This is a genomic window from Candidatus Koribacter versatilis Ellin345 (assembly GCF_000014005.1).
GTDB classification, from domain to species: Bacteria; Acidobacteriota; Terriglobia; order Terriglobales; family Acidobacteriaceae; genus Korobacter; species Korobacter versatilis_A.
This window is the reverse complement of record NC_008009.1, coordinates 4,176,256-4,196,801: the sequence shown is the minus strand read 5'-3', so window position 1 is coordinate 4,196,801 and position 20,546 is coordinate 4,176,256. Positions and strand designations below refer to the sequence as shown.

Genomic DNA, 20,546 nt, shown 5'->3' with positions numbered 1-20,546 from the left:
CCAGGCCTGCCGTCGGAAGAAACGGGAATGCGTAACTACTTGGAGGTCTTCGCCTTGACGCGTGCGCTGAGGCGCGCCTTATAGCGGCTGGCAGTGTTCTTGTGGAGCACGCCCTTTTGGACGGCCTTGTCGAGCAGGGACACGGTGCCGCTGAACTCGGTCTTAACCTGTGCGGCATCGCCGCCGGCGATGGCGGTGCGCAGCGCGCGAAGCTGGGTGCGCATGCGGGAGGTATTGGCGCGATTGCGCGCGGTGCGGGTTTCAGTCTGACGTGCGCGCTTGAGCGCCGAATAATGATTTGCCATTGAGTTGCAGGTGTCCTCTACCAAGAATCTCGACAGTTTGCCGAAAGAGTATTTTACGGGATTTTGGGCGGAAGGGCAAACAGGAGTGCGCTATCATTGCGCGCTCGGAATGGAATTCGGGGTGGGCGAATGATCGAAAAAGTTAGAGAGTGGTTGGAGAATCAAGGATTCCCGCTCGAAATGCGCGCGGCCGCAGTCTTTCGAAGTGAGGGTTTTGATGTTCGCCAATCGAGCCACTATACAGATCCGGAGACTGGCAAAGCGCGAGAAATTGATGTGCTCGCGATTGACCCCGATCCTGTCGGGGTTGTCGGTATAGCGTTTGTGGTTGAGTGCAAGTCAACTAAGAAACCTTGGATATTGCTTTCATCAGAACACGTTCTCGACGGATACAGCCGCAGTATGGCGTTCGCCCGGACGTCGCAACAAGGACACGAGGCGTTGGTTCGGAAAATCGATGTCCTCGTCGAGAAGGTACCTTGGCTTACGAAATCTGGCTTATTAGGTTACGCACTGAAGCAAGCTCTGAGCGAAACTGACACGGCTTATGCAGCATCGATTGGCCTCGCCAAGGCCACAGCTGATTGGGTTTCTGGCCGTTCGGGCAGGAATTACGTTGTAGGATTCGCATTTCCCGTGCTTGTCGTGGATTCACCGATATGTGTCTGTTATCTAGATGAGCACGACAATCTTCGTTTGGAGCAAACGCGTCGCGGGGAATTCCTATTCAGCACGGATCCTCCGAAGAATTTCGGGACCTGCATACGAGTCGTTCACATAGATGAGTTGCCGGCGTTCGCAAAGGAAGCAAGACGTGTCGCTCAGACGCTCCGCTCGGAATTGAAAGATCTTGAAGACCGCATTATGGGAGAGATTTCCGGACCTAAGCGAACTCAGAGGAGATCGAGTTGGGTCTGACGGTGCGGTTCTTGCTGGCTAATGTCGCGCAGACGGGATATCCGGTACGTGCGCAACTGCCGCGATTTGCGCCCGACTTCCCGCCGCCTTCCTCGCGATCAGCAGGAATCCGCGTGCCGCGGCGTCGCGGTGTACTTCATCAAGTTGACGCTGCGCAGAGGCGCCGTCCCCCTGTAGTTCGGCTAAGCGTAACCGGGCTTCGAGTTCATACCGAACGACACCGGCGGCGTGTGCGCGGGATTGCAACGCTTGCAGCGTGTGCACGGCGGCGGGCTTCTGTCCGGCGGCAGCTTGCGATTCTGCCAGCGCGAGTTGCGAGCCGAAGTTAGTGATCAGGTCCCCGGTTTGTTTCGAGATCGTGAGTGAACGTTGGGCGTTGGTTAGCGCTTCGCCGGATTTGCCTTGCTGCGCTAATCCGCGCGCGAGGACCGCGTAGCTGTAGGTCGAACTGGCGGGGGCATGCTGCTTGTCGAAGTATTTCGTCGTCTCGCCTGCGAGCGAAACCGAGACATCGTTCTGGCCCTGTTCAAGGGCGATCTCCGCGAGTTGCGCGCGGCTCAGCTGGATGTTGCTCTCATCTTTCTGTTCCTGGCGCGCCGCCAATGCCTGGTTGGCGGTGGTCTGCGCCTCGGCCAGTTTGTCCTGCAATATAAGGATGTTGGCGATGCCGGAGAGACTGTATCCATAGCCGCGCTTGTAACCGATCTGCTGTTTAAGCGCGTAGGAATGGTCGTAGCTGTCCTTGGCGGCGGCGAGATCGCCTTTCGCGAGGTACACCTCGGCAAGATTGCCGAGGGTAATTGATTCGCCCATGCGGTTGCCGAGCTTCTGGAAGATTTGCAGCGCCTCCTGCTTCATGCGCAGGGCTGCGTCGAGGTCTCCGGTGCTGAGCAGGATGTTGCTGAGATCGTCGAGATCGGAGGCGACGCCGCGTTCATCGTTGATCTCACGCTGAATGCGCAGGGCCTCTTCCATATAGGTGCGCGCCTGTTGAGTCAGTCCCTGGTCCTGGTAGACGACGCCGAGATTGTGGGCGCAGGAGGCGGTGTCCCACAGCGCCCCAAGTTTGCGGAACTCGCGAAGTGCGGCCTCGTAATCGCGTACGGCTCCCGGCAGATCACCCTGGTCGTATTCCAGATGACCCATGGTGTGTTGCATGGTGGCCATTTCGCGTTCGTTGCCACTGGCCTTGGCTAGTTCCACGCTGCTCTTGGCGGCGGCCATCGCTTTATCGAAATCGCCGAGGCGATCGTAATCCCAGATCTGCTTGGCGCGGGCCTCCAACACGACTTGCGTGCGTCCCTCGGATTCAGCCTTAACCGCGGCGACGGAGGCCGCCTGCAGGCTCCGCTGGAAGTCGCTGAGCGTCTCGGCAGCCGACGCCTCGGCGAGATCTATGCGCGGGTCATGGCTGGCCGTCCCGGGAATCTGCCGCATCGTCGCGATGGTCAGGAGCGCGTCTTTCGGCAACCCACCCTTGTTCTGCACCCGCGCGAGAACCAGCGCGTAATCAATGTTATCGGGATAGAGGTCGCGCAGCTTGCGATAAATCTCAATTGCCTTGGGATAGTCGTGGGCCAATGCGCGGTAGCGGCCTTCGATGGAGAGCTTGGTCTCGCGCGAAAGGTCCTGCGAGAGATTGAACGCGAGTTGGACTTCCTGGCTGGCGCGCGAGTCATAACCGAGCATCGTCCAGGCCTCGGCGAGCGCAGCGTGCGAAAGTGCGTGCTCTGGCTCGATGGCGATGGCTTTCGTCAACAAATCGCGGGCTTGGACGGCGTTGCCATCGCGCAATTGCGCGACACCCTCGGAGTAGAGGCGTGCGGCCTCAACGTTCTTCGGCAGAGAGGCGCGAATCTGGGCGTCGTGATCGCCGTTGGCGCGGTCAATGCCAAGCCGGTCGCGCAGACGCTGACCGGTATGCGAAACCAACGCAAATAGCTCGGACTGGTTGCCGGTATCGGATTCTTCCAGAAGCGTTTCACCGGCGCGGGCGTCCTGAAGGCGCACATCCAGTCGGATTTGTGGACCGGCCGGCGAATCCACCACGGTATACGCGCCAATTACGACGTAATCCGACCCCAATCTCGACCGCAGCTTGGTAAGTGACGCCTTTTCCAGCGTATCTTCGCGGTCCCACGCCACTTCCTTGCGAGCGCGCGCGACTTGCTCGCCGGAAACCATGCGCAACTGCTCGCCAGCGCCGAGTTCGGTGCAAAGCATCTGGGCGATGGCGGTGGAAAGCCACGCAGTATCTCGTCGGCCGGTCAAATCATGGAAGCCAAGAACAGCCACCGCCGGACGCATGCGGATCGGCGCAGCGCTTACCACCGAGTCTGATCCGGAGCGGGAGCGGTAGTACCACCCGCCGGCGAGGAACGAGATCGCCAGCCCCAGCGCGACGGTGCTCCAGAAAACCGGATGATGCGGCTGGGTAATGGTGATTTGCGAGCGCTCCCGGGAGGCGATGACCACATCCTCAGTTTGCGACTCAGGTTCGGGCGTGGCCACCGGCGACAGAACCGACACTGGGGCGATAAACCTATATCCCCGCCGGGGAACGGTTTCGACAAAGCGCGGGTTGAGGGCGCTGTCTCCCAGGGCGGTGCGCAACTTCTTTATAGCTGTATTCAAACCATCGTCGAACTCGACGAACGTATCCGACGACCAAAGCCGCTGGCGGATCTCCTCCCGGCTGACGATTTCCCCGGGACGCTCCAGGAGAAGACCCAGCACCTCGAAAGGTTGGTCCTGCAGACGCACGGAGGCGCCTCCCTTGGTCAGGGAACGGGCGTTGAGGTCAGCTTTGAAGAGGCCAAAGGCGACGACTTTGGCTTCATTGGAGGGAAGTTCCATAACCCGCCATCCTCGACAGGTAGCCGGGGATTTTAGCACGGAATTCAGACGGCTCTCTAACTCCAATTGCAGCAGCAGCTTACAAAGTCAGCTGCAGATCTGTTGCAGGTCTCACCCGATTAGGCCATCTTCTGCGGCAATGTTGAACGGCTTCAGCAGCGAGCGATGGCGATTCGGCAAAAAAATGCGAATCACGATCCAAACGGACCGGGTACTGGTCATGACGCACTCGAAGGGGACCCGGGTGTGGACGGAACGAACCGAAGCGGAAACGGAAGTTGTGAAGCTTATCGAACCGTCGCACTCGATCGGGGGCGTGTCTGGGGCAGCCGGAACCGTGCCGTTGAAGTCAGCGGGTTGGCGGGCACTGATTGGGGAATCAGTGCGCCGCTTCCTCCGTACTGGATTTGTTGGTTAAACCTTCAGGAGGTCCGCCATGTGTGGATGGCAAAGAATCCTTCGTATCGTGGGTCTAGGACTGGCCTTACCAAGCGGACTTGCGTGGGCGCAACTTGTGGACAACACCCAGGCGACCAGCACCGCTAAGGCCGGCATTAATAAGTCTCTCTCGCTAGAAGTTGGCGCGGGACGCGGCGACTGGAATACGCCAGACTCGTCGGTCTTCATCATCAATCGCGATCCGTTCCGGTCGGTCCGGCGCGGACGTCAGCTCTTCCAGCGCAAATTCACCCGGTTGGAGGGTACCGGCCCGAACGACAGCGACGGTGTCGGCGATATCGGCCTCAATAACGCTATCGGCGCAGGACTCTCTGACAGTTGCGCGCTCTGCCATGGACGCCCGCGCGGCTCTGCCGGCGTAGGCGGCAACGTCAACACCCGTCCCGACAGCCGCGACGCTCCACACCTCTTTGGCCTCGGCCTCCGCGAGATGCTCGGCGACGAGATCACCGGCGACCTGCGGATGATCCGCACCGTGGCCCAACTCCAGGCCGAGACCTACCATCGCCCGATCACCAAGGCGCTGGTGAGCAAAGGCATCAGCTTCGGATCCATCACTGCGAATCCCAACGGCTCGTTCGATACGTCGAAGGTATCCGGTGTTGACCCGGACCTGCGCGTGAAGCCATTCTCCGCCGAAGGCAGCGATTTCTCGATGCGTGCCTTCATTGTCGGTGCGTTCCGGAAAGAAATGGGGATGCTCGATGCCTACGATCCGGACGTAGCGGCGGCCAGCGCAGGCGCCCGGGTGGTGACGCCCTCCGGCATGGTGCTCGATGGCATGAAGGACACCATCACTCCGCCTCCGTCGCCCGATGCCGCACACGGAAACGTAGACCCGGCGCTGGTCGACCACCTCGAGTTCTATCTTCTCAACTACTTCAAGCCTGGACACGGCGAGCAAACGTCGCAAGTCCGCGAGGGACGGCGCATCTTTAACGACATCGGCTGCGCCCAGTGTCACGTCGCCAACCTGACCATCAATCACGACCGTCGCGTCGCGGACCTGGAGACGGTGTACGACCCCACCCGCGGCAACTTTAACAGCTTGTTCGCGACCGCAACGCCGCTGATCAAAGTCACCGACGACGGTTCCGGCCAGCCAACGTTGAAGCAGCCCGCGGGCGGATCGTTCGTGGTGAAGGACCTCTTCACCGACTTTAAGCGCCACGATCTCGGCCCGATGTTCTACGAACGCAACTGGGACGGCACGATGCAGAAGACGTTCATGACGCGTCCGCTGTGGGGCGTGGGAAGCACTGCGCCGTACGGACACGATGGGCGCAGCATAACCCTGGACGACGTGATCCTGCGGCATGGTGGGGAGTCGCAACACTCGCGAAACGCGTACGCCCGCCTGCGCCGCGAAGACTCCCAGGCGATCCAGGCCTTCCTGAACTCGCTGGTGCTCTTCCCGCCGGACGATACCGCCTCAACCCTCGATCCTGGCGATCGCACCAACCCGAACTTCCCGCAAGTTGGCCACGGCAGCATTAAGCTGACGGTGCTGTTCAACGATCCGGGAGATCCAGAATAGGTTTCTCTCTAGGGGTAGAGAGTGTGGGCGCGACGGGGATCGCGCCCATTTTTATTGCCCGACAATCGGAGGTGGTGATGGCTTCCAAATGAGTAAGAAAACGCAACCGATCACGAAAAGGGCGGCCGTGAACCACCGAGGTGCGCAGCCGATCCGAGCCACGAAACCGCCGAGAACGATTGAGAGCGAGCCGGAAAAACCTAAGACCTGGGCAAGCCACCACTTCTCGCGGGCGTTTTCAGGAGTGACCGCTGACAAGGCGGCGCGAAGGGCCCAACGACGCGTGTAGTAGGTTGCAGTCACCGAGTACACCGCCCACCCGAGCCCACACCAAGCTAAAACACTGAAGCCCGATTGCGACTCGCCTGAGACCGATTCCGCGATCCAGATCAGGAACCCTGCTGAGAATAAGGAAGAGCTCCAAAGTAGTCGCGCGTAAGTCGGTGAATGTGAAAGCATCGGATGGGTGGGGATTGTAGATCAACTGGAGTTCAGGATCGAGCGCGGCGTCGCGTGAACGGCACGGGCGTTACATTGCGCTCACTAAGAATGGAACTGGCATAACGAATGTAGAGTTCGAGTATCAGCAGCCAAGTCATAAAGCCGGTCAAGACGATCACCCATATCGCGAATGCGACGTGCCAGCCGATTTTTCCAGTAAGGTCCTCGAACGCATTTAACGCGATCATGAACGTGACCGTTATCACGAAGAAGACCTGGACCATCTTCTTGAACTTGAGAACGAACTGCTCGACTTTGGGTGGTTCTGGTTCCGGCGGCGCATCAATTGCGCGATGGTCGGAAAATGTGGATGGGTAATAGTTCAAGTAGAGGTAACCCAGAACCTCCCCTACGCAAGTCGCGACCAGCATCCAGATCCATGGCATCAATACCTCTCGCGCATGGCCGGTGTAGATCCCAACTGCAATTCCGTAAAGCGCACGAAAGATCCACACGCACACGAGTATGAGTGAGCCAAAACTCACGACACGCTCGATGCGCTGGCGGAAGCTCATAACTGCAACGAAGTCTAGACCCGAGCGCCTGAACCGACAAGAAATTCCGATATTTCACCATCGTGTGATTCTCGTGGCCACGGCTTGCACAGGCCGGTGAGGTACGCTAGGAAAGCTTCAGACCCAAGCCGTGACCGATTCCCTCAGCGCAGACATCAACTCGGCCCTCAAGCACTACTTCGGCTACGACCGCTTCCGCCCGCTGCAGGAACGGATCATCCGCAGCATCGTCGCCAATAAAGACGTCTGCGTCATTATGCCGACGGGCGGCGGAAAGTCGCTCTGCTACCAGCTTCCGGCGGCGATCTCGCAAAAGACTACGGTCGTCATCTCCCCGCTCATCGCGCTTATGAACGATCAGGTCGTCCAACTCACGCAGATGGGCATTCCCGCCGCGTTGTTGAACAGCAGCTTGCCGTATGACGAACAGAAGAAGGTGATGCGCGCCGCCCGCGAGGGCAAGTACCGCTTGTTGTATCTCTCGCCCGAGCGCCTGGTGCGCGAAGACACTGTCGGATGGCTGCGCACCGTGCCGCTCGGCGTGTTTGCTATCGACGAGGCGCACTGCATCTCCGAGTGGGGACACGAGTTTCGACCCGAGTATCGGCAACTCAAGCTACTGCGCAACAGTTTTCCCGACGTCCCCATCGCGGCCTTCACCGCCAGCGCCACGCAGCGCGTGCGTCACGACATCGTCCATCAACTTGCGCTGCGCGAGCCCGACAAATACATCGCCAGCTTCCATCGCCCCAACCTGCGCTACATCATTCGCCAGACCGACCCCTACGGCCAGCGCGACATGCTGCTCCGCGCGCTGCGCAGCTACGCCGGCCACAACGTCATCGTCTATGCGCCGACGATCAAAATGGTGGAAGAGGTCGCCGACTTTCTAATCGACAAGAAGATCCCCGCCGTCCCCTACCACGGACAGATGGATTCGGCGCTGCGCACCAGGAACCAGGAGAAGTGGATGACCGACGAGGTGCGCGTGCTCGTCGGAACCATTGCGTTCGGCTTGGGAATCAACAAGCCTGCGGTGCGCGCGGTCATTCACCTGGCAGTTCCGAAGTCGCTGGAGAACTATTACCAGGAAGCGGGCCGCGCCGGACGCGACGGCCTCCCCGCCGATTGCGTGATGCTCTGGCAGCCCAAAGACCTCGGCTTGCTCGTGTACTTCATCCAGCAAATGCAGGACACCAGCGAGAAGAAGCGAGCCTGGGAGCGCTACCAGGTCATCAGCGAATTCGTGAAGTCGGACGAGTGCCGCCACAAGCAGATCTGCGAACACTTCGGCGAGAAAAAGAGTTTCGACGACTGCGTGGCATGCGACATCTGCGGCGCAACCGTCGGCTGGATGACCGCTCCGGTCCCCGAGCCCATGCCCGGCGATCCGCCAATCAAGCTGGGACTGCCGGAAGGGAAAAAGCCGAAGAAGAAACTTCGCGCGCCGCAACCCTCGGAAATCGAGCACGCCATGCCGCTCGACGATGCGCTGCTCGACTTCTTCCGCCTGTGGCGACGCGACGAAGCCAAGCGCCGCGGTGTTCCGGCCTACGTGGTCATGCACGATACATCGCTTGAACACCTCTGCCGGGTAAAACCGAAGACGCTGGAACAAGTGCGAAGCATCTCCGGCTTCGGCGACTTAAAGACCGCCGATTACGGCCCGGGCATCCTGAAAGCCCTCGCCGAATTCGACGCCGGCAAGCGCGCCCTCCAGGATTTGGCTCCGCGCCTCGAACCGACCGGCCCCAGCCCTTCACACGAAACGCTGGACCTCCTCCGCAAAGGCCATTCCTTCGCCGAGATCGCCAACATCCGCGGCCGCCAGTTGCAAACGGTCATGGCCGCCGTAGCGAACCTAGTCGAGACCGGCGATATCGAGTTCGATCCCAAGTGGGTGAAAGAAGATCGTCGGCTCGCGATTGAAAACGCATGTGAGAAAGTCGGGACGGCGCGGCTGAAACCGGTGAAGGATTTAGTGGCGGCCGAGGTGACGCTGGGGGAAGTGCATTTGGTGGTGGCTAAGAAGAGGTGGGAAGAGAAGAGAAGAGACAAGGAGTAGACAACGGGCGCAGCAGTTGGGCCCAAGGTAAAATACCTGATCCTGATATGTTCAAACTCCGAGAAAGGAAAAAGATGAGCAACGGAGGGGGTGGGGAGATTTCGTCGGTGGAGTTGCGGCGCCTTGATGGACGACCCGCAATCTACTGGATACTTATCGTCAGCGGATTAGCCGTCAATTGGTTTGGGGCGTTTATCAAGTTTCACGGCCGTCATTCATCTCTTTCCCGTACCGTTCTGCTCGAAGCTTCCTTGCTCTTGCTCATCTCAGTCTCCATCTCCGCCGTGGTTGGTAGAAGAGATTGGAGGTATATGGTGCTGTCGTTTTTCTATGTGTCGTTGGGTGTCGCTGGGTTCGTCTTCATAGGCGCCCGATAATCATTGTGGAGCGACATTCCAGTCGAATCATCCCTATCGCTACGCCTTCCGCTCTCCCACCTCCGTTCCCACTCCTCCCGATTTGTGGGACAGACATCGCGACAAGACATTCGTAACCTGCGCATGTGGGGCATTGCCCCTGAGCAGTACTACGCTCTTTGACAAGTCGCTAACCACCCGGCAACTCCAATGTTTTGAATATTTTGCCTATAAGTGCTTTGGATGGAATATTTTGCGAGCCATGTGACGGCTAAGTCGCGCATTTTCAAGATTTTGCATTTTTTCCGAGGGGGAGGGGTACTCATTAGTTAGGAGCCACTCCTGTCATGGTGAGCGGAGAACGCGGACAACGATCAGCGTTCGCAGTCGAACCATCCCTATCGCTATCGATGAAGCTTGAGGACTATTCTCGCTTTTGTATTCGTCCGAACGAACTCGACGATTTCCGCCAGCGCCACTGAGCGGATGAAGCTGTATTTCGGCTCGGGACCTGCGAAGGTGTGAATGTCCTTCGGCAAAGCAACGTCGCCTACCCACAACGTCGCTAACTCGCGGCCGTTGACCGTTCGAATCGGCATGCGTCCGCGGCCAGACCAGTGAATCTCGAAGAACGGTGTGTTTCCGGTCAGTTCCATAACGCCTTCTCGAAACCCGCGAGGCTCTTCGAACTCCGAGGAAAATCGATCGAGGCTTACGACGCCGGCTTTCGGCTCCTCGACGACCTCAACCGGCGGACGAAACGCGTAGTGTTCCAGAAACAAGAGGGACTTCTCGCCCACGATCGCATCGGCGATGTCGCAAGTCCAACTGGGTTGCGCAAGATAGTAGATCTTTTCGTAGCGCTGGCCTTTGAGGGTCTCCGAAACCTCGAACTCCGCAATCGAAACGCCTTTAACCTTAAGGACACGCGAGACCTTGCCAACCACAACCAGCTCCGCTGATGTGGTCAGGCCCTTCAGGGTTGTCGGCAGTACCGATGAAGCCATTGGAAGCGCAGAGACGAGCGCAAACAGCAAAAGCAGCGACGTCCGGAAGACTGTGTTTTTCGGCCGCATCCTGAGTACATTAGACACCGCAACCCTCAAAACAGCTCACCTCTCGGATTTCATCTTTCCTCCATTGGGCACGCGTACTCTCCCTTCTCGAATACCTAGACCGAGTTCCTTTTGCCGAATTCCGACATCTAATCTTCTAGGTATGAGGTAACGAGTGGTACTCAGAATTCCGGGTGTTTTCGGTGGAACTGCCGCAAAGAACCGGTTGACTCCCGGAACCAGCCGGGATACTCTCCCGAACATCGGAGGCAATTCCAGCCCGTTGTTCGCGATTCGATCGGCTCCTATCCCGCTCGATCTTCCCAACGAAAACAGAAATGCCTTGTGCGCCCAGAAATCGGGCGTGCGCATCGTCGTGCCCATTTGCCGTAACATTTTGGAGGGTTAAACCCAGACTCAATGAAGAAGAACATCGAGATCAGCCCGAACATCGAAACGCTCTTTGGAACGCGTGACGAGAACCTCCGGACACTCGAGACCGGCATGAAAGTCCGTATCGATCTCCGGTCCGATTCGATTCAGATTGAGGGCGAACAGGAGAATGTGACCCGCGCCGAAAAAGTGTTCAGCGACTTCGAACACCTGCAGCGCAGCGGACACGTCTTCCAGAACGGCGACCTTGGCGACATGCTCCGCGTGCTCACGCACGACCAGACAGCTACGCTTCGTGGCCTGGCTGAAGCAGGACGCCAGCGTTCGTTCGGCAAGCGCACGGTGCAGCCGAAGAGCATCAACCAGCGGCGCTATCTCGAGGCCATTGAGAAGAACGACATGGTGTTCGGCATCGGTCCAGCCGGAACCGGCAAGACCTACCTCGCGGTCGCGATGGCGATCTCGGCGCTGATGGCGAAGCGGGTGAACCGCATTGTCCTGGCGCGTCCCGCGGTGGAAGCCGGCGAACGCCTGGGCTTCCTGCCCGGAACGTTGCAGGAGAAAGTGGATCCGTACCTTCGTCCGCTGTACGACGCGCTTTATGACATGGTCGATCCGGAGAAGATCGACCGCTATCTCGAGAAGAACGTGATCGAGATTGCACCCATCGCCTTTATGCGCGGCCGTACGCTGAACGACGCGTTCGTGATCCTCGACGAAGCGCAGAACACGACCAGCGAGCAGATGAAAATGTTCCTGACGCGTCTGGGCTTCAACTCCAAGGCGGTGATCACCGGCGACGTGACCCAGATCGACTTGCCCAACGCCGCGCGCAGTGGCTTGGTGGAGGCGAGCGAGATCCTGAAGAAGGTGGAAGGAATCAACTTCACTTACTTCGACGACGGCGACGTCGTGCGCCATCACCTGGTGCAGCGCATCATCCGCGCCTACGACGACAAGAAGAAGGCGAGCGCGGAGCAGCTTGATCTGGCGCTGGAGACGAAGCCGATTTCCAACGGAAACCCGCGGAAAGAGGCCGATCAGTCGCAAATTGCGCCGGTGATGCCGCCGCTTACGCCGCAGGGAACCGACACCATCAGCGAGTAAACTTGGTACCATAGTGCGGGAGGGCTTTTGCGCCCTCCCGTTTTACTTTTAACGACTTGATCATTCTGAAGAAAAAACTGGCGGGCGTGAGCGAGCAATCGCTGTCATTGTTCCTGACCCGCGCGCGTAAGGCCGCTGGAGTGAGAGGACAAGTACAAGTCCTGGTCACTTCCAGTGACGAACTACGCGGCCTGAACCGGCGCTTCCGCCGCAAGGATAAAGCTACTGACGTCCTATCGTTTCCGGCCATTGTGGATGGCGAAGCCGGGGATATTGCCATCTCATCCGATATCGCCAGCGAATACGCCTACGAACTCGGCCATTCGCTGGATGAAGAGCTGCGCATCCTGATTCTGCATGGCGTGTTGCATCTCGCCGGCCACGATCACGAACGTGATAAGGGCGAGATGGAAGCACTCGAAAGCGAGCTGCGCGACAAGTTGAAGCTGCCCTCTTCATTAATCGAGCGCACCACGAAGCCGGCAAAGAAGGCCGCCAAGAGGAAGAAGCGATGATCACCTTCTGGCATGTGGTGATCCTGCTGCTGCTCATGGCGCTGCTGACGCTGGTGTCGTACGTTGACCGCGTCTTCAAGGAAGCGGGCAAGTTCCTCTCGCGTGAGTTCCAGGAGAACATCGACTACTTCGAGTCCAACATCGAGCCGAAGTTGGGACGCAATCCGCAGCGCGCGGCGCTGGCCATGGCCGTCTTGCCGCAAATGTTGCTGGGAACGATCGCGTTCCTCATGGCGTACACCGTGTTCTCGCATCCGTGGTCTGGACTTGAGCTCTTGCAGGCCGCGTTGGTGCTTGTGTTCGTCATCGTGATCTGCAGCCGCCTGGTGCCATACCTGCTCTTTGCGCGGACGCGCGGCGAGTGGGCGAAGAACTTTGTTTGGCTCTTCCGCCTGATGATTTATCTCGCGATTCCGGTGACGATCATGTTGGGCTTCACCATCTCCGTCGCGGCGCTGGCGAAGGAAAACGCGGAAGAAGAGCCGGAGCATCCCTCGGAAGCCGTGGATGCGCTGATTGAAGCCGGAACGGAAGAGGGCATTCTCGAAGAGAGCGATCGCCATTTGATCCAGTCGGTGGTTGAGTTTGGCGATAAGACGGTGCGCGAGGTGATGACACCGCGGCCGCGGATTTTCGCGGTGCCGACAGACTGGACCCTCGAACAATTAACCGATGCGCTGCGCGACCAAGGCTATTCGCGGATTCCAGTGTTTCGCGGTTCGATCGACAATCTTGTGGGCATCGTCTTCTCGCGCGACTTGCTGCAGATTGCCGATACCGATGCTCGTACACGAAAAGTTGGCGACCTCGTCCGCGAGGAACTGATGTTCGTTCCAGAGACGAAGCGCGGCAGTGAGCTACTGCGCGAGATGCAGCGGGACAACGTCCGCATGGCCGTGGTGATCGACGAATACGGCAGCGTCGCCGGCTTAGTCACGATTGAAGATTTGATTGAGGAGATCGTCGGCGAACTGCGCGACGAGGACGAAACCGACATTGTGAAAGAAGGCGAGCACACTTATGTTGTGCCGGGAAGCATGGATGTGGACCGTTTGAACGAACTATTTGGTGTACGTGTGGATGAAGATCATGAATCCTCGACCGTTGCGGGCCTCGTCAGCGAGATAGCGGGACGCATCCCGCAGCCTGGAGAAGTGGTGGAGAACCTCGGATTGCGATTTGAAGTGTTGGCTTCTACCGATCGCCGCATCGAACGGCTGCGCATCAGCGAGGCGACCCAAACCCCCGACCAGGTGCAAGCCTGATGCCCTTCCGCTCGGGATTTGTCTCCATTATCGGCCGACCGAACGCAGGCAAGAGCACGCTGCTGAATGCGCTCGTGGGCGAGAAGATCGCCATCGTTACCCACAAGCCGCAGACCACGCGCAATCGCATCCAGGGCATCGTTACGGTGCCAAAGAAAGGGCAGATCGTTCTCGTCGATACGCCTGGTGTTCACAAGCCAGACAAGACGCTGAACAAGCGCATGATGCAGGAAGTTTATGACGCCCTCGAAGGCTGCGACCTGCTGCTCTACATCCACGACGTAACCCACAAGTTCGAGAAGGAAGACGAGTACACGCTGTCGCTGGTGAAGAAGACTGGCCAGCCGGTGATGCTGCTGCTGAACAAGATCGATCTCATCGCCAAGCCGAAGCTGCTGGAGATCATCACGCAGTTCTCGACGCTGCACGACTTCAAAGAGATCATTCCGATCTCCGCGGCGAAGGGCAGTGGTCTCGACATCCTGCGCAAGAAAGTCCTGCAGAGCCTTCCCGTCGGCCCGCACTATTTTCCGGACGACCAGATCACCGATCAGCCGGAGCGCTTCCTGGCGGCGGAGATCATCCGCGAACAAGTGCTGGTCTGCGCGCACCAGGAAGTTCCCTATGCGACGACGGTGATGGTGGAGCAGTGGGAAGAGAAGCGGAGCCTCACCAAGATTGCAGCGGCCATTTTCGTCGAGCGCGACGGGCAGAAGGCAATCATCATCGGGCGCGGCGGCGAGTCCTTGAAACGCATTGGAACGAATGCGCGGCGCGAGTTGGAGAAGATCCTGAACACGAAGGTTTTCCTCGAACTCTTCGTGAAGGTCCAAGCGGGCTGGCGCGACTCTCGGCACTTCGTGGACCAACTCGATTGGCACCGGCAACTCGAAGAGCTGAGCACCAGCTTGATCCCAGATCGTGACGCGATAAACCCTAAAGGTCATGTACCAGGTGGCCGACGCAAGCACTAGGCCGCAGTACTCTTAACCTGGTTACCTTCCAGTGCTACCTTGCTGATAACGCAGCTTCCCAAGCCACTCGTCCCGCTGCGTAGCAGGTGTGTTGTGAGAAAGTTCTTCCCCTTTATAGTTGCTGTCCTTCTTTCCGCCTCCGCGTTCGCGGGCGTGCGTTACACCCTCAGGCTCGAGACCGTAGATTCCAGCAAGCGCATAGACGTGGTTCAGAACGCGTGGCTGCAAGGCGCAAAGGCCAAGTTCATTTTTGCAGAAGGCTTCAATCCCGAGCAGGAGATCGATGCCGATCGATATGGCGCGATCGCGTTCAACGTGGATCCGACGACACATCACCAGGTGAAATTGCTGCTGACGAAACCGGCGACGCCGGGTGCGACGGTGAAGAACATCGTCACCAGGAAGACATTGCAGGAAGCTGGGCCGGTAATGCTTGGGCATCCGACGACGCACTTTCGCTTCAGTTCAGATTTCGATTACGAGGTTGATGGTGACCTGAGGCACGGCACGATCACGCACGAGTTGTGGGTGGCGAGCGACCTCAAAGACTTCGACCTGATGAACTGGCTGATGTTCGAATACCGGCTGCGTCAGGACAGCGGGATCGAGAGCCTCTTCCGCCAGGTGAGCACGCTCGGCGGCGGATTGCCGCTGGCGTATGAGGGCATTGCGCTGGTGGCTGACGGCGATGGCAATACGCAGGTGATCCGCCTACGTGCGGATGTGGACTCGCTGGAGACGGTGAACGTGGATCCGTCAGTGTTCAGCGCCAGCTCGAATACGTTTGAGGTCGTGGCGGGAGGGCAGTAGTTCCCGGCGTTGGCGTGACCGATAGGGGTGCTTCGACTGCGTCGCGCTCTGCGCGACTCCGTTCAGCATGACAGAACAAATTACGCCCTAATTCTCGGGTTCACCGCGGAATACAGCAGGTCTGTCAGAAAATTCACCGCGACATACGTTAACCCGATCGCGAGGATGCAGCCTTCGACTAAGAAGTAGTCGCGGTTGTTGATGGCCGTGATGGTCAGGCGGCCGATGCCGGGCCAGGAGAAGATCGTTTCGGTGACGATAGCGCCGGCGAGCAGTGCTCCGAATTGCAATCCAACCACAGTTAAGACGGGGATGAGCGCATTGCGCAGCGCGTGGCGGTACACGACCGTGCGTTCGGGCAGGCCTTTGGCGCGCGCGGTACGGATGTAATCTTGGCTGAGTTCTTCGAGCATTGAGGTCCGCACCATGCGCGCAAGGATCGCGGCCAGCGCGCCGCCCATGGTGATTGCCGGAAGCACGAGATGTTCAAAGGTGCCGATGCCGGAGACCGGCAGAAACCCGAGCTTAATTGCAAAGAACAAGATAAGGATCGGCCCAAGCGCAAAGTTTGGAAACGATAGACCGAGGAGCGTGACGAAACTCAGCAGGCGATCGCTCCATTGATTGCGATGCAGCGCAGAGTGCACGCCTGCGGGAATCGAGAGGCAAAGGGCGACGAAAAGCGCGGCGAAGGTCAGCAGGATCGTCGGTGGATAAGCTTGCGCAATGGTCTTGGCGACAGGCTGATTCAGACGAATCGATTTACCGAGATCGCCGTGGAGTGCGCCCTTCCAGTAATTCACATATTGCTTGCCGATGGGGACATCGAGGCCGTAAGCGTGGCGTGCGGCCTGGAGATCGTTTACGGCCGCGCCTTCGCCGAGCATCTGCTGAATGGGATCGCCGGGGACAAGATGGATCAGCAGGAACACCACCGAAACCACGAGCCACACGACGGGAACCATGTAGGCCACGCGCTGCGCGAGGTAGCGAAGCATTAGGTCGGCTGCTCCAGTTCTTCGGCTTGCTGGATCAGTTCGAGTTTGACGCTATCAATGCGGCGGCCTTCCATCTCGAGCACGGTGAAACGATAGTTGTGGAAGGCGAAGCTGTCGCCTTCGCGCGGAATGCGTTGCAGCCGGGTCATGACGAAGCCGGCAAGGGTCTCGAAGCCTTCGTCGCGCGGCAAACGCACCTGGTATTGCGACTCGAGATCGCGGATGTTGATACCGCCGTCGAGAACCAAGGTGGTGCCCCCGGGAGTGAGCGCCGATTCTTCGGGAACGTCGTGCTCGTCTTCGATTTCGCCGACCAGTTCTTCGAGCACATCTTCAACCGTAACCACGCCGGCGGTCGAACCGAACTCATCGACGACGACGGCAAGGTGCCGCTTGCGTTCTTTGAATTCTTCGAGGAGGTCGGTGAGCGGCTTGGTCTCAGGAACGACGAGCACCTCGCGCATGATGTGCTGGACCTTGAGATTCGACGCGATACGCGCTGGGCGGTTCTGTTGGAGACGCGCGATGCGATAGCGCATCCAGCGCATGAGATCTTTGGCGTAGAGCACACCGATAATGTGCTCGGGGCCGCGCTCGGCGTCGTAGATCGGAATGCGCGAGTGTTGTTCGTCCACAACGCGCTGCACGGCTTCGTCGAGCGTCATGTGGCCGGGGAGCGAGAAGATGTCCGGTCGTGGCACCATGATCTCGCGCACCGAGATATTTTCCAAATCGATGGCGCGGTTGATCATTTCTTCCTGGAGTCTCGGCACAAGGCCGAACTTGCGGCTCGCCGTCACCATCAGCTTGAGTTCCTCGGGTGAGTGCACGCCGCCTTCGCGCATTTCCTTGGTGCCGAACAAACGCAGAACGAAACGTGCTGCCATGCGCATCACCGCCAGCAGCGGCCGCGCGACAGCGATGAAAACTTCCATCGGCGTCGCGACCGCGAGCGCCACTTGTTCAGCGCGCTGCAGCGCCAATGTCTTGGGCACGACTTCGCCGAGCGTAACGTGGAAGAAGGTAATGATCGTGAACGAGATCGTCGCCGCTAGCCCGTGTGCGTAGTAAAGCCCATGCGGCAGGTGGACGAAATGCGGTTCAAGTATGACCGCAATCGCCAGTTCGCCAATCCAGCCGAGCGCCAAACTGGCGATGGTGACGCCGAGTTGAACCGCGGCAAGAACTTCGTCGAGGCGATTGTGCAGGCGCTCGACGGTGCGGGCGCCAATCTTGCCCGCGTCGATGAGTTGCTGGAGCCTGGTATCGCGCACGCTGACGAGGGCGAACTCCGCCGCTACGAAGAAGGCGTTGAGCGCTACCAGGAAAGCCACTGCGATGAGTCGCAGCAGCGTGTAGGTGACCATCTAGCTCCAGGGGCCGCGGTGTCCAAAAGCGGACAAACGGACGGCTGAATGGACAGATTTTAACATCCTGACGCGAGTTGGATGGCGATTGCGAAGTAAGCTGGTTCTTACGGCAAGCTGCGAACAATACAAGGCTGACAATGCGGTGCCAAATCGCGCTTCGTCCCTAAGCCGTCCCTGGATTTCTGGAACTAACGGTGCATTAACCACGTATTGAATTCCAGAGAGAATTACTACCTGGAGGTCGCTATGGCAAACGGCAAGAATAAGAAGAAGAAATGGATCATCGGCGGAGTCATCGTATTCGTGCTGGTGCTCGTAGTGGTTGGCGTTGGTATGGCGACCAGCGGTGGAGCAAAGATTGACCCGACCAAGATCGCTGCCGTGGAGAAGGGCGACCTGGCCAAGAGCGTGGTCGCGACCGGCAAGGTCGAGCCGATCACCAAGGTCGAAATCAAGTCGAAGGCCAGCGGCATTGTGAAGAAGTTGTACGTGGAGTACGGCGACAAAGTGAAGGCCGGCCAGTTGCTCGCGGAACTCGATAAAGACGAAATCATCGCGCAGGTTCGTTCGCAGAAGGCGCAGTTGGAGTCTGCGGAGTCGAACATGCACGCGGCCGAAGCTGATTATGAGCGTTCGAAGGTAGATGCAGCGGGCGTAGATATTCCGACCTTGCAGCGCGCCTACGAGCGGGCCAAGAGCATGGCCAAAGACGGCGTGGTTTCGCAGTCGGCACTGGACGACTCGCAGCGTGCCTACGAGATGGCAACGAACAAGCAGAACGTTGCCCGCGCCCAGGTAACCGTCAACAAGGCGAAGGAAGCGCAGGCGCAAGCCGACGTGCAGAAGGCGCAGGCGACCCTGGCGCAGTTGAACGAGCAGCTGAGCTATACCACGATCGTCGCTCCAATTGACGGCATCGTGCTCTCGCGTGACGTGGAAGTAGGCGACGCCGTCAGCTCGATCCTGGTGTTGGGATCTTCCGCAACTCTGGTGATGACGCTTGGCGACACGAGCGAAGTCTATGTGAAGGGCAAAGTGGACGAGAGCGACATCGCGAAGGTGTACATCGGCGAGGCGGCCCGCATCAAGGTTGAGAGCTTTAAGGACAAGACCTTCCAGGGCAAGGTGACGAAGATCTCGCCGATGGGCGTGGAAAAAGACAACGTCACCACGTTCGAAGTGCGCGTGTCGATCAACAACCCTGGCGGCGAACTGAAGGCTGCAATGACCGCCAACGCCGAAATCATCCTCGAAGAGCACAAGAATGTGCTGATGATTCCGGAGGGCGCGATCATCTACGACCGCGAGAAGAAGGCGTCGGTTGAAACGCCGGACCCGAAGGCGAAGGACGGCAAGAAGAAGGTCGCGGTACAGATTGGCATCTCGAACGGAGCCAAGACCGAAGTGCTTTCCGGGCTCAAAGAAAAAGATCAAGTCGTGCTGCAGTAGCGCATAATTCTCCAGACGCGGAGGTGCCGAGTGGCGCCTCCGCCGTGGTACACGAGGGCAGACATGAAACGTGCCGCGCTGTCATTCCTGGTAGTTCTCTCCTTTCTCTGCGTCACCCAAATTGCATTCGCGGCTGACGGGCAGTTCACAAAAGACTTAACCGTGAGCGGAACCGTGGACCTCGACGTCTCCACCGGGTCGGGCGACATTCACGTGCATCCCGGCTCGGGCAATACCGTGCACATCGTGGGACATATCCACGCCTCGGGTTGGGCTTCGAATAGCGAAGAAAAGATCAAGCGCATTGAGCAGAACCCTCCGATCTCGCAAATGGGATCGCTGGTCAAGATCGGCCGTATTGACGATCCGGAACTTCGGCGGAACATTTCGATCAGCTACGAGATCACCGCGCCGGCGAATACGCGCGTGAAGGCGAATACCGGTTCGGGCAACATTGATGTGCAGGGGACTGGCGGGTCGTTGGAAGCCGACACCGGATCGGGCGACGTGAACCTGCGCGACATCGGTGCGGAAGTCCACTCGCACACCGGCAGCGGGCACATTCGAGCTGAAAATGTTGGCGCGCCGTTCGTAGCGTCAACCGGCAGCGGCGACATGGATATTCGGTTGAACGCACCAGGCGATGTGGATGTTCACACTGGTTCGGGCGGGATTCGCGTTGAGGGTGCGAAGGGATCGTTGAGGGCGAAGACCGGTAGTGGCGATGTCCGCGCTAATGGCAGCCCTACCAGCAACTGGTTCGTGCAAACGGGCTCTGGCGGCGTCACGCTACAACTCGCCGATGCCTCGAACTTCGACCTCGAAGCCTCGACGGGCTCGGGCGATCTGAAGCTCAGCAAGCCAGTCACGGTTCAGGGCAAGCTCTCAAAGCACGAGATCCACGGCAAAGTTGGCAACGGCGGTCCGAAGGTGGAAGTGCACACCGGGTCAGGCGATATCGAGATCGACTAACTTCCAAATCTTTAACCACGAAGGCCACAAGGGTTCACGAAGGGTTTTTGAACTTCAAGTTCCTTCGTGGCCCTTTGTGTCCTTCGTGGTTAACAGCTGTTTGCCGTCGGTAACTTGACGCGCTCT

Annotated in this window: 16 protein-coding genes; 10 read left to right on the top strand and 6 right to left on the bottom strand. The window is 58.8% G+C overall.

Annotated elements, in window-relative coordinates; all coding sequences use genetic code 11:
• Nucleotides 1-35: 35 nt before the first annotated feature.
• Complete coding sequence (gene rpsT / locus ACID345_RS18355) at nucleotides 36-305, bottom strand: 30S ribosomal protein S20 (RefSeq protein WP_011524346.1); 270 nt, start codon at nucleotides 303-305, stop codon at nucleotides 36-38.
• Between the two features lie 129 nt (nucleotides 306-434).
• Between rpsT and ACID345_RS18350 the strand changes: the two genes are divergently transcribed.
• A complete protein-coding gene (locus ACID345_RS18350) occupies nucleotides 435-1,223 on the top strand; it encodes a hypothetical protein (protein ID WP_041855863.1) in 789 nt (262 codons plus the stop codon).
• 18 nt (nucleotides 1,224-1,241) lie between these two features.
• On the opposite strand, the gene ACID345_RS18345 is transcribed toward ACID345_RS18350, so the two are convergent.
• Complete coding sequence (locus tag ACID345_RS18345; protein ID WP_011524344.1) at nucleotides 1,242-4,079, bottom strand: tetratricopeptide repeat protein; 2,838 nt, start codon at nucleotides 4,077-4,079, stop codon at nucleotides 1,242-1,244.
• Between the two features lie 466 nt (nucleotides 4,080-4,545).
• Here ACID345_RS18345 and ACID345_RS18335 point away from each other — a divergent pair, with 466 nt between their 5' ends.
• Nucleotides 4,546-6,075 (top strand): di-heme oxidoredictase family protein, encoded by a 1,530-nt coding sequence (locus ACID345_RS18335; protein WP_187148854.1) that lies wholly within the window; start codon nucleotides 4,546-4,548, stop codon nucleotides 6,073-6,075.
• 491 nt (nucleotides 6,076-6,566) lie between these two features.
• Here the strand turns inward: ACID345_RS18335 and ACID345_RS18330 are convergent, their stop codons facing one another.
• On the bottom strand, nucleotides 6,567-7,091 hold the full coding sequence (locus tag ACID345_RS18330; RefSeq protein WP_041855861.1) for a hypothetical protein: 525 nt from the start codon (nucleotides 7,089-7,091) through the stop codon (nucleotides 6,567-6,569).
• Nucleotides 7,092-7,221: 130 nt separating this feature from the next.
• Here ACID345_RS18330 and ACID345_RS18325 point away from each other — a divergent pair, with 130 nt between their 5' ends.
• Entirely contained in the window at nucleotides 7,222-9,156 is a 1,935-nt protein-coding gene (locus ACID345_RS18325; protein WP_011524341.1) for a RecQ family ATP-dependent DNA helicase, read from the top strand.
• 760 nt (nucleotides 9,157-9,916) lie between these two features.
• Here the strand turns inward: ACID345_RS18325 and ACID345_RS18315 are convergent.
• Nucleotides 9,917-10,606, bottom strand: coding sequence for a hypothetical protein (locus tag ACID345_RS18315; RefSeq protein WP_011524339.1), 690 nt, complete (start codon nucleotides 10,604-10,606; stop codon nucleotides 9,917-9,919).
• Nucleotides 10,607-10,987: 381 nt separating this feature from the next.
• Here ACID345_RS18315 and ACID345_RS18305 point away from each other — a divergent pair, with 381 nt between their 5' ends.
• From ACID345_RS18305 to ACID345_RS18285, 5 genes are all read left to right on the top strand, one after another.
• Entirely contained in the window at nucleotides 10,988-12,067 is a 1,080-nt protein-coding gene (locus tag ACID345_RS18305; protein WP_011524338.1) for a PhoH family protein, read from the top strand.
• An 86-nt stretch (nucleotides 12,068-12,153) separates the two neighbouring features.
• Complete coding sequence (gene ybeY / locus ACID345_RS18300; protein ID WP_228370670.1) at nucleotides 12,154-12,582, top strand: rRNA maturation RNase YbeY; 429 nt, start codon at nucleotides 12,154-12,156, stop codon at nucleotides 12,580-12,582.
• Complete coding sequence (locus tag ACID345_RS18295) at nucleotides 12,579-13,847, top strand: hemolysin family protein (protein ID WP_011524336.1); 1,269 nt, start codon at nucleotides 12,579-12,581, stop codon at nucleotides 13,845-13,847. Before ybeY ends, ACID345_RS18295 begins: the two co-directional genes overlap by 4 nt.
• A complete protein-coding gene (era, locus tag ACID345_RS18290) occupies nucleotides 13,847-14,821 on the top strand; it encodes a GTPase Era (protein ID WP_011524335.1) in 975 nt (324 codons plus the stop codon). Before ACID345_RS18295 ends, era begins: the two co-directional genes overlap by 1 nt.
• Before the next feature lie 93 nt (nucleotides 14,822-14,914).
• On the top strand, nucleotides 14,915-15,631 hold the full coding sequence (locus tag ACID345_RS18285) for a hypothetical protein (RefSeq protein WP_011524334.1): 717 nt from the start codon (nucleotides 14,915-14,917) through the stop codon (nucleotides 15,629-15,631).
• Between the two features lie 80 nt (nucleotides 15,632-15,711).
• On the opposite strand, the gene nikB is transcribed toward ACID345_RS18285, so the two are convergent.
• Entirely contained in the window at nucleotides 15,712-16,629 is a 918-nt protein-coding gene (gene nikB / locus ACID345_RS18280; protein WP_011524333.1) for a nickel ABC transporter permease, read from the bottom strand.
• Nucleotides 16,629-17,996, bottom strand: coding sequence for a hemolysin family protein (locus tag ACID345_RS18275; RefSeq protein ID WP_011524332.1), 1,368 nt, complete (start codon nucleotides 17,994-17,996; stop codon nucleotides 16,629-16,631). The genes nikB and ACID345_RS18275 overlap by 1 nt, the downstream gene beginning before the upstream one ends.
• 249 nt (nucleotides 17,997-18,245) lie before the next feature.
• Between ACID345_RS18275 and ACID345_RS18270 the strand changes: the two genes are divergently transcribed.
• Complete coding sequence (locus tag ACID345_RS18270; protein ID WP_011524331.1) at nucleotides 18,246-19,448, top strand: efflux RND transporter periplasmic adaptor subunit; 1,203 nt, start codon at nucleotides 18,246-18,248, stop codon at nucleotides 19,446-19,448.
• A gap of 63 nt (nucleotides 19,449-19,511) precedes the next feature.
• On the top strand, nucleotides 19,512-20,420 hold the full coding sequence (locus ACID345_RS18265) for a DUF4097 family beta strand repeat-containing protein (RefSeq protein ID WP_011524330.1): 909 nt from the start codon (nucleotides 19,512-19,514) through the stop codon (nucleotides 20,418-20,420).
• Nucleotides 20,421-20,546 lie beyond the last annotated feature (126 nt).

What these genes read in the sequence shown, in the direction of transcription:
- rpsT (WP_011524346.1), bottom strand. Translation starts at nt 305, where the DNA reads ATGGCAAATCATTATTCGGCGCTCAAGCGCGCACGTCAGACTGAAACC.
- ACID345_RS18350 (WP_041855863.1), top strand. Translation starts at nt 435, where the DNA reads ATGATCGAAAAAGTTAGAGAGTGGTTGGAGAATCAAGGATTCCCGCTC.
- ACID345_RS18345 (WP_011524344.1), bottom strand. Translation starts at nt 4,079, where the DNA reads ATGGAACTTCCCTCCAATGAAGCCAAAGTCGTCGCCTTTGGCCTCTTC.
- ACID345_RS18330 (WP_041855861.1), bottom strand. Translation starts at nt 7,091, where the DNA reads ATGAGCTTCCGCCAGCGCATCGAGCGTGTCGTGAGTTTTGGCTCACTC.
- ACID345_RS18305 (WP_011524338.1), top strand. Translation starts at nt 10,988, where the DNA reads ATGAAGAAGAACATCGAGATCAGCCCGAACATCGAAACGCTCTTTGGA.
- ACID345_RS18295 (WP_011524336.1), top strand. Translation starts at nt 12,579, where the DNA reads ATGATCACCTTCTGGCATGTGGTGATCCTGCTGCTGCTCATGGCGCTG.
- era (WP_011524335.1), top strand. Translation starts at nt 13,847, where the DNA reads ATGCCCTTCCGCTCGGGATTTGTCTCCATTATCGGCCGACCGAACGCA.
- nikB (WP_011524333.1), bottom strand. Translation starts at nt 16,629, where the DNA reads ATGCTTCGCTACCTCGCGCAGCGCGTGGCCTACATGGTTCCCGTCGTG.
- ACID345_RS18275 (WP_011524332.1), bottom strand. Translation starts at nt 17,996, where the DNA reads ATGGTCACCTACACGCTGCTGCGACTCATCGCAGTGGCTTTCCTGGTA.
- ACID345_RS18270 (WP_011524331.1), top strand. Translation starts at nt 18,246, where the DNA reads ATGGCAAACGGCAAGAATAAGAAGAAGAAATGGATCATCGGCGGAGTC.
- ACID345_RS18265 (WP_011524330.1), top strand. Translation starts at nt 19,512, where the DNA reads ATGAAACGTGCCGCGCTGTCATTCCTGGTAGTTCTCTCCTTTCTCTGC.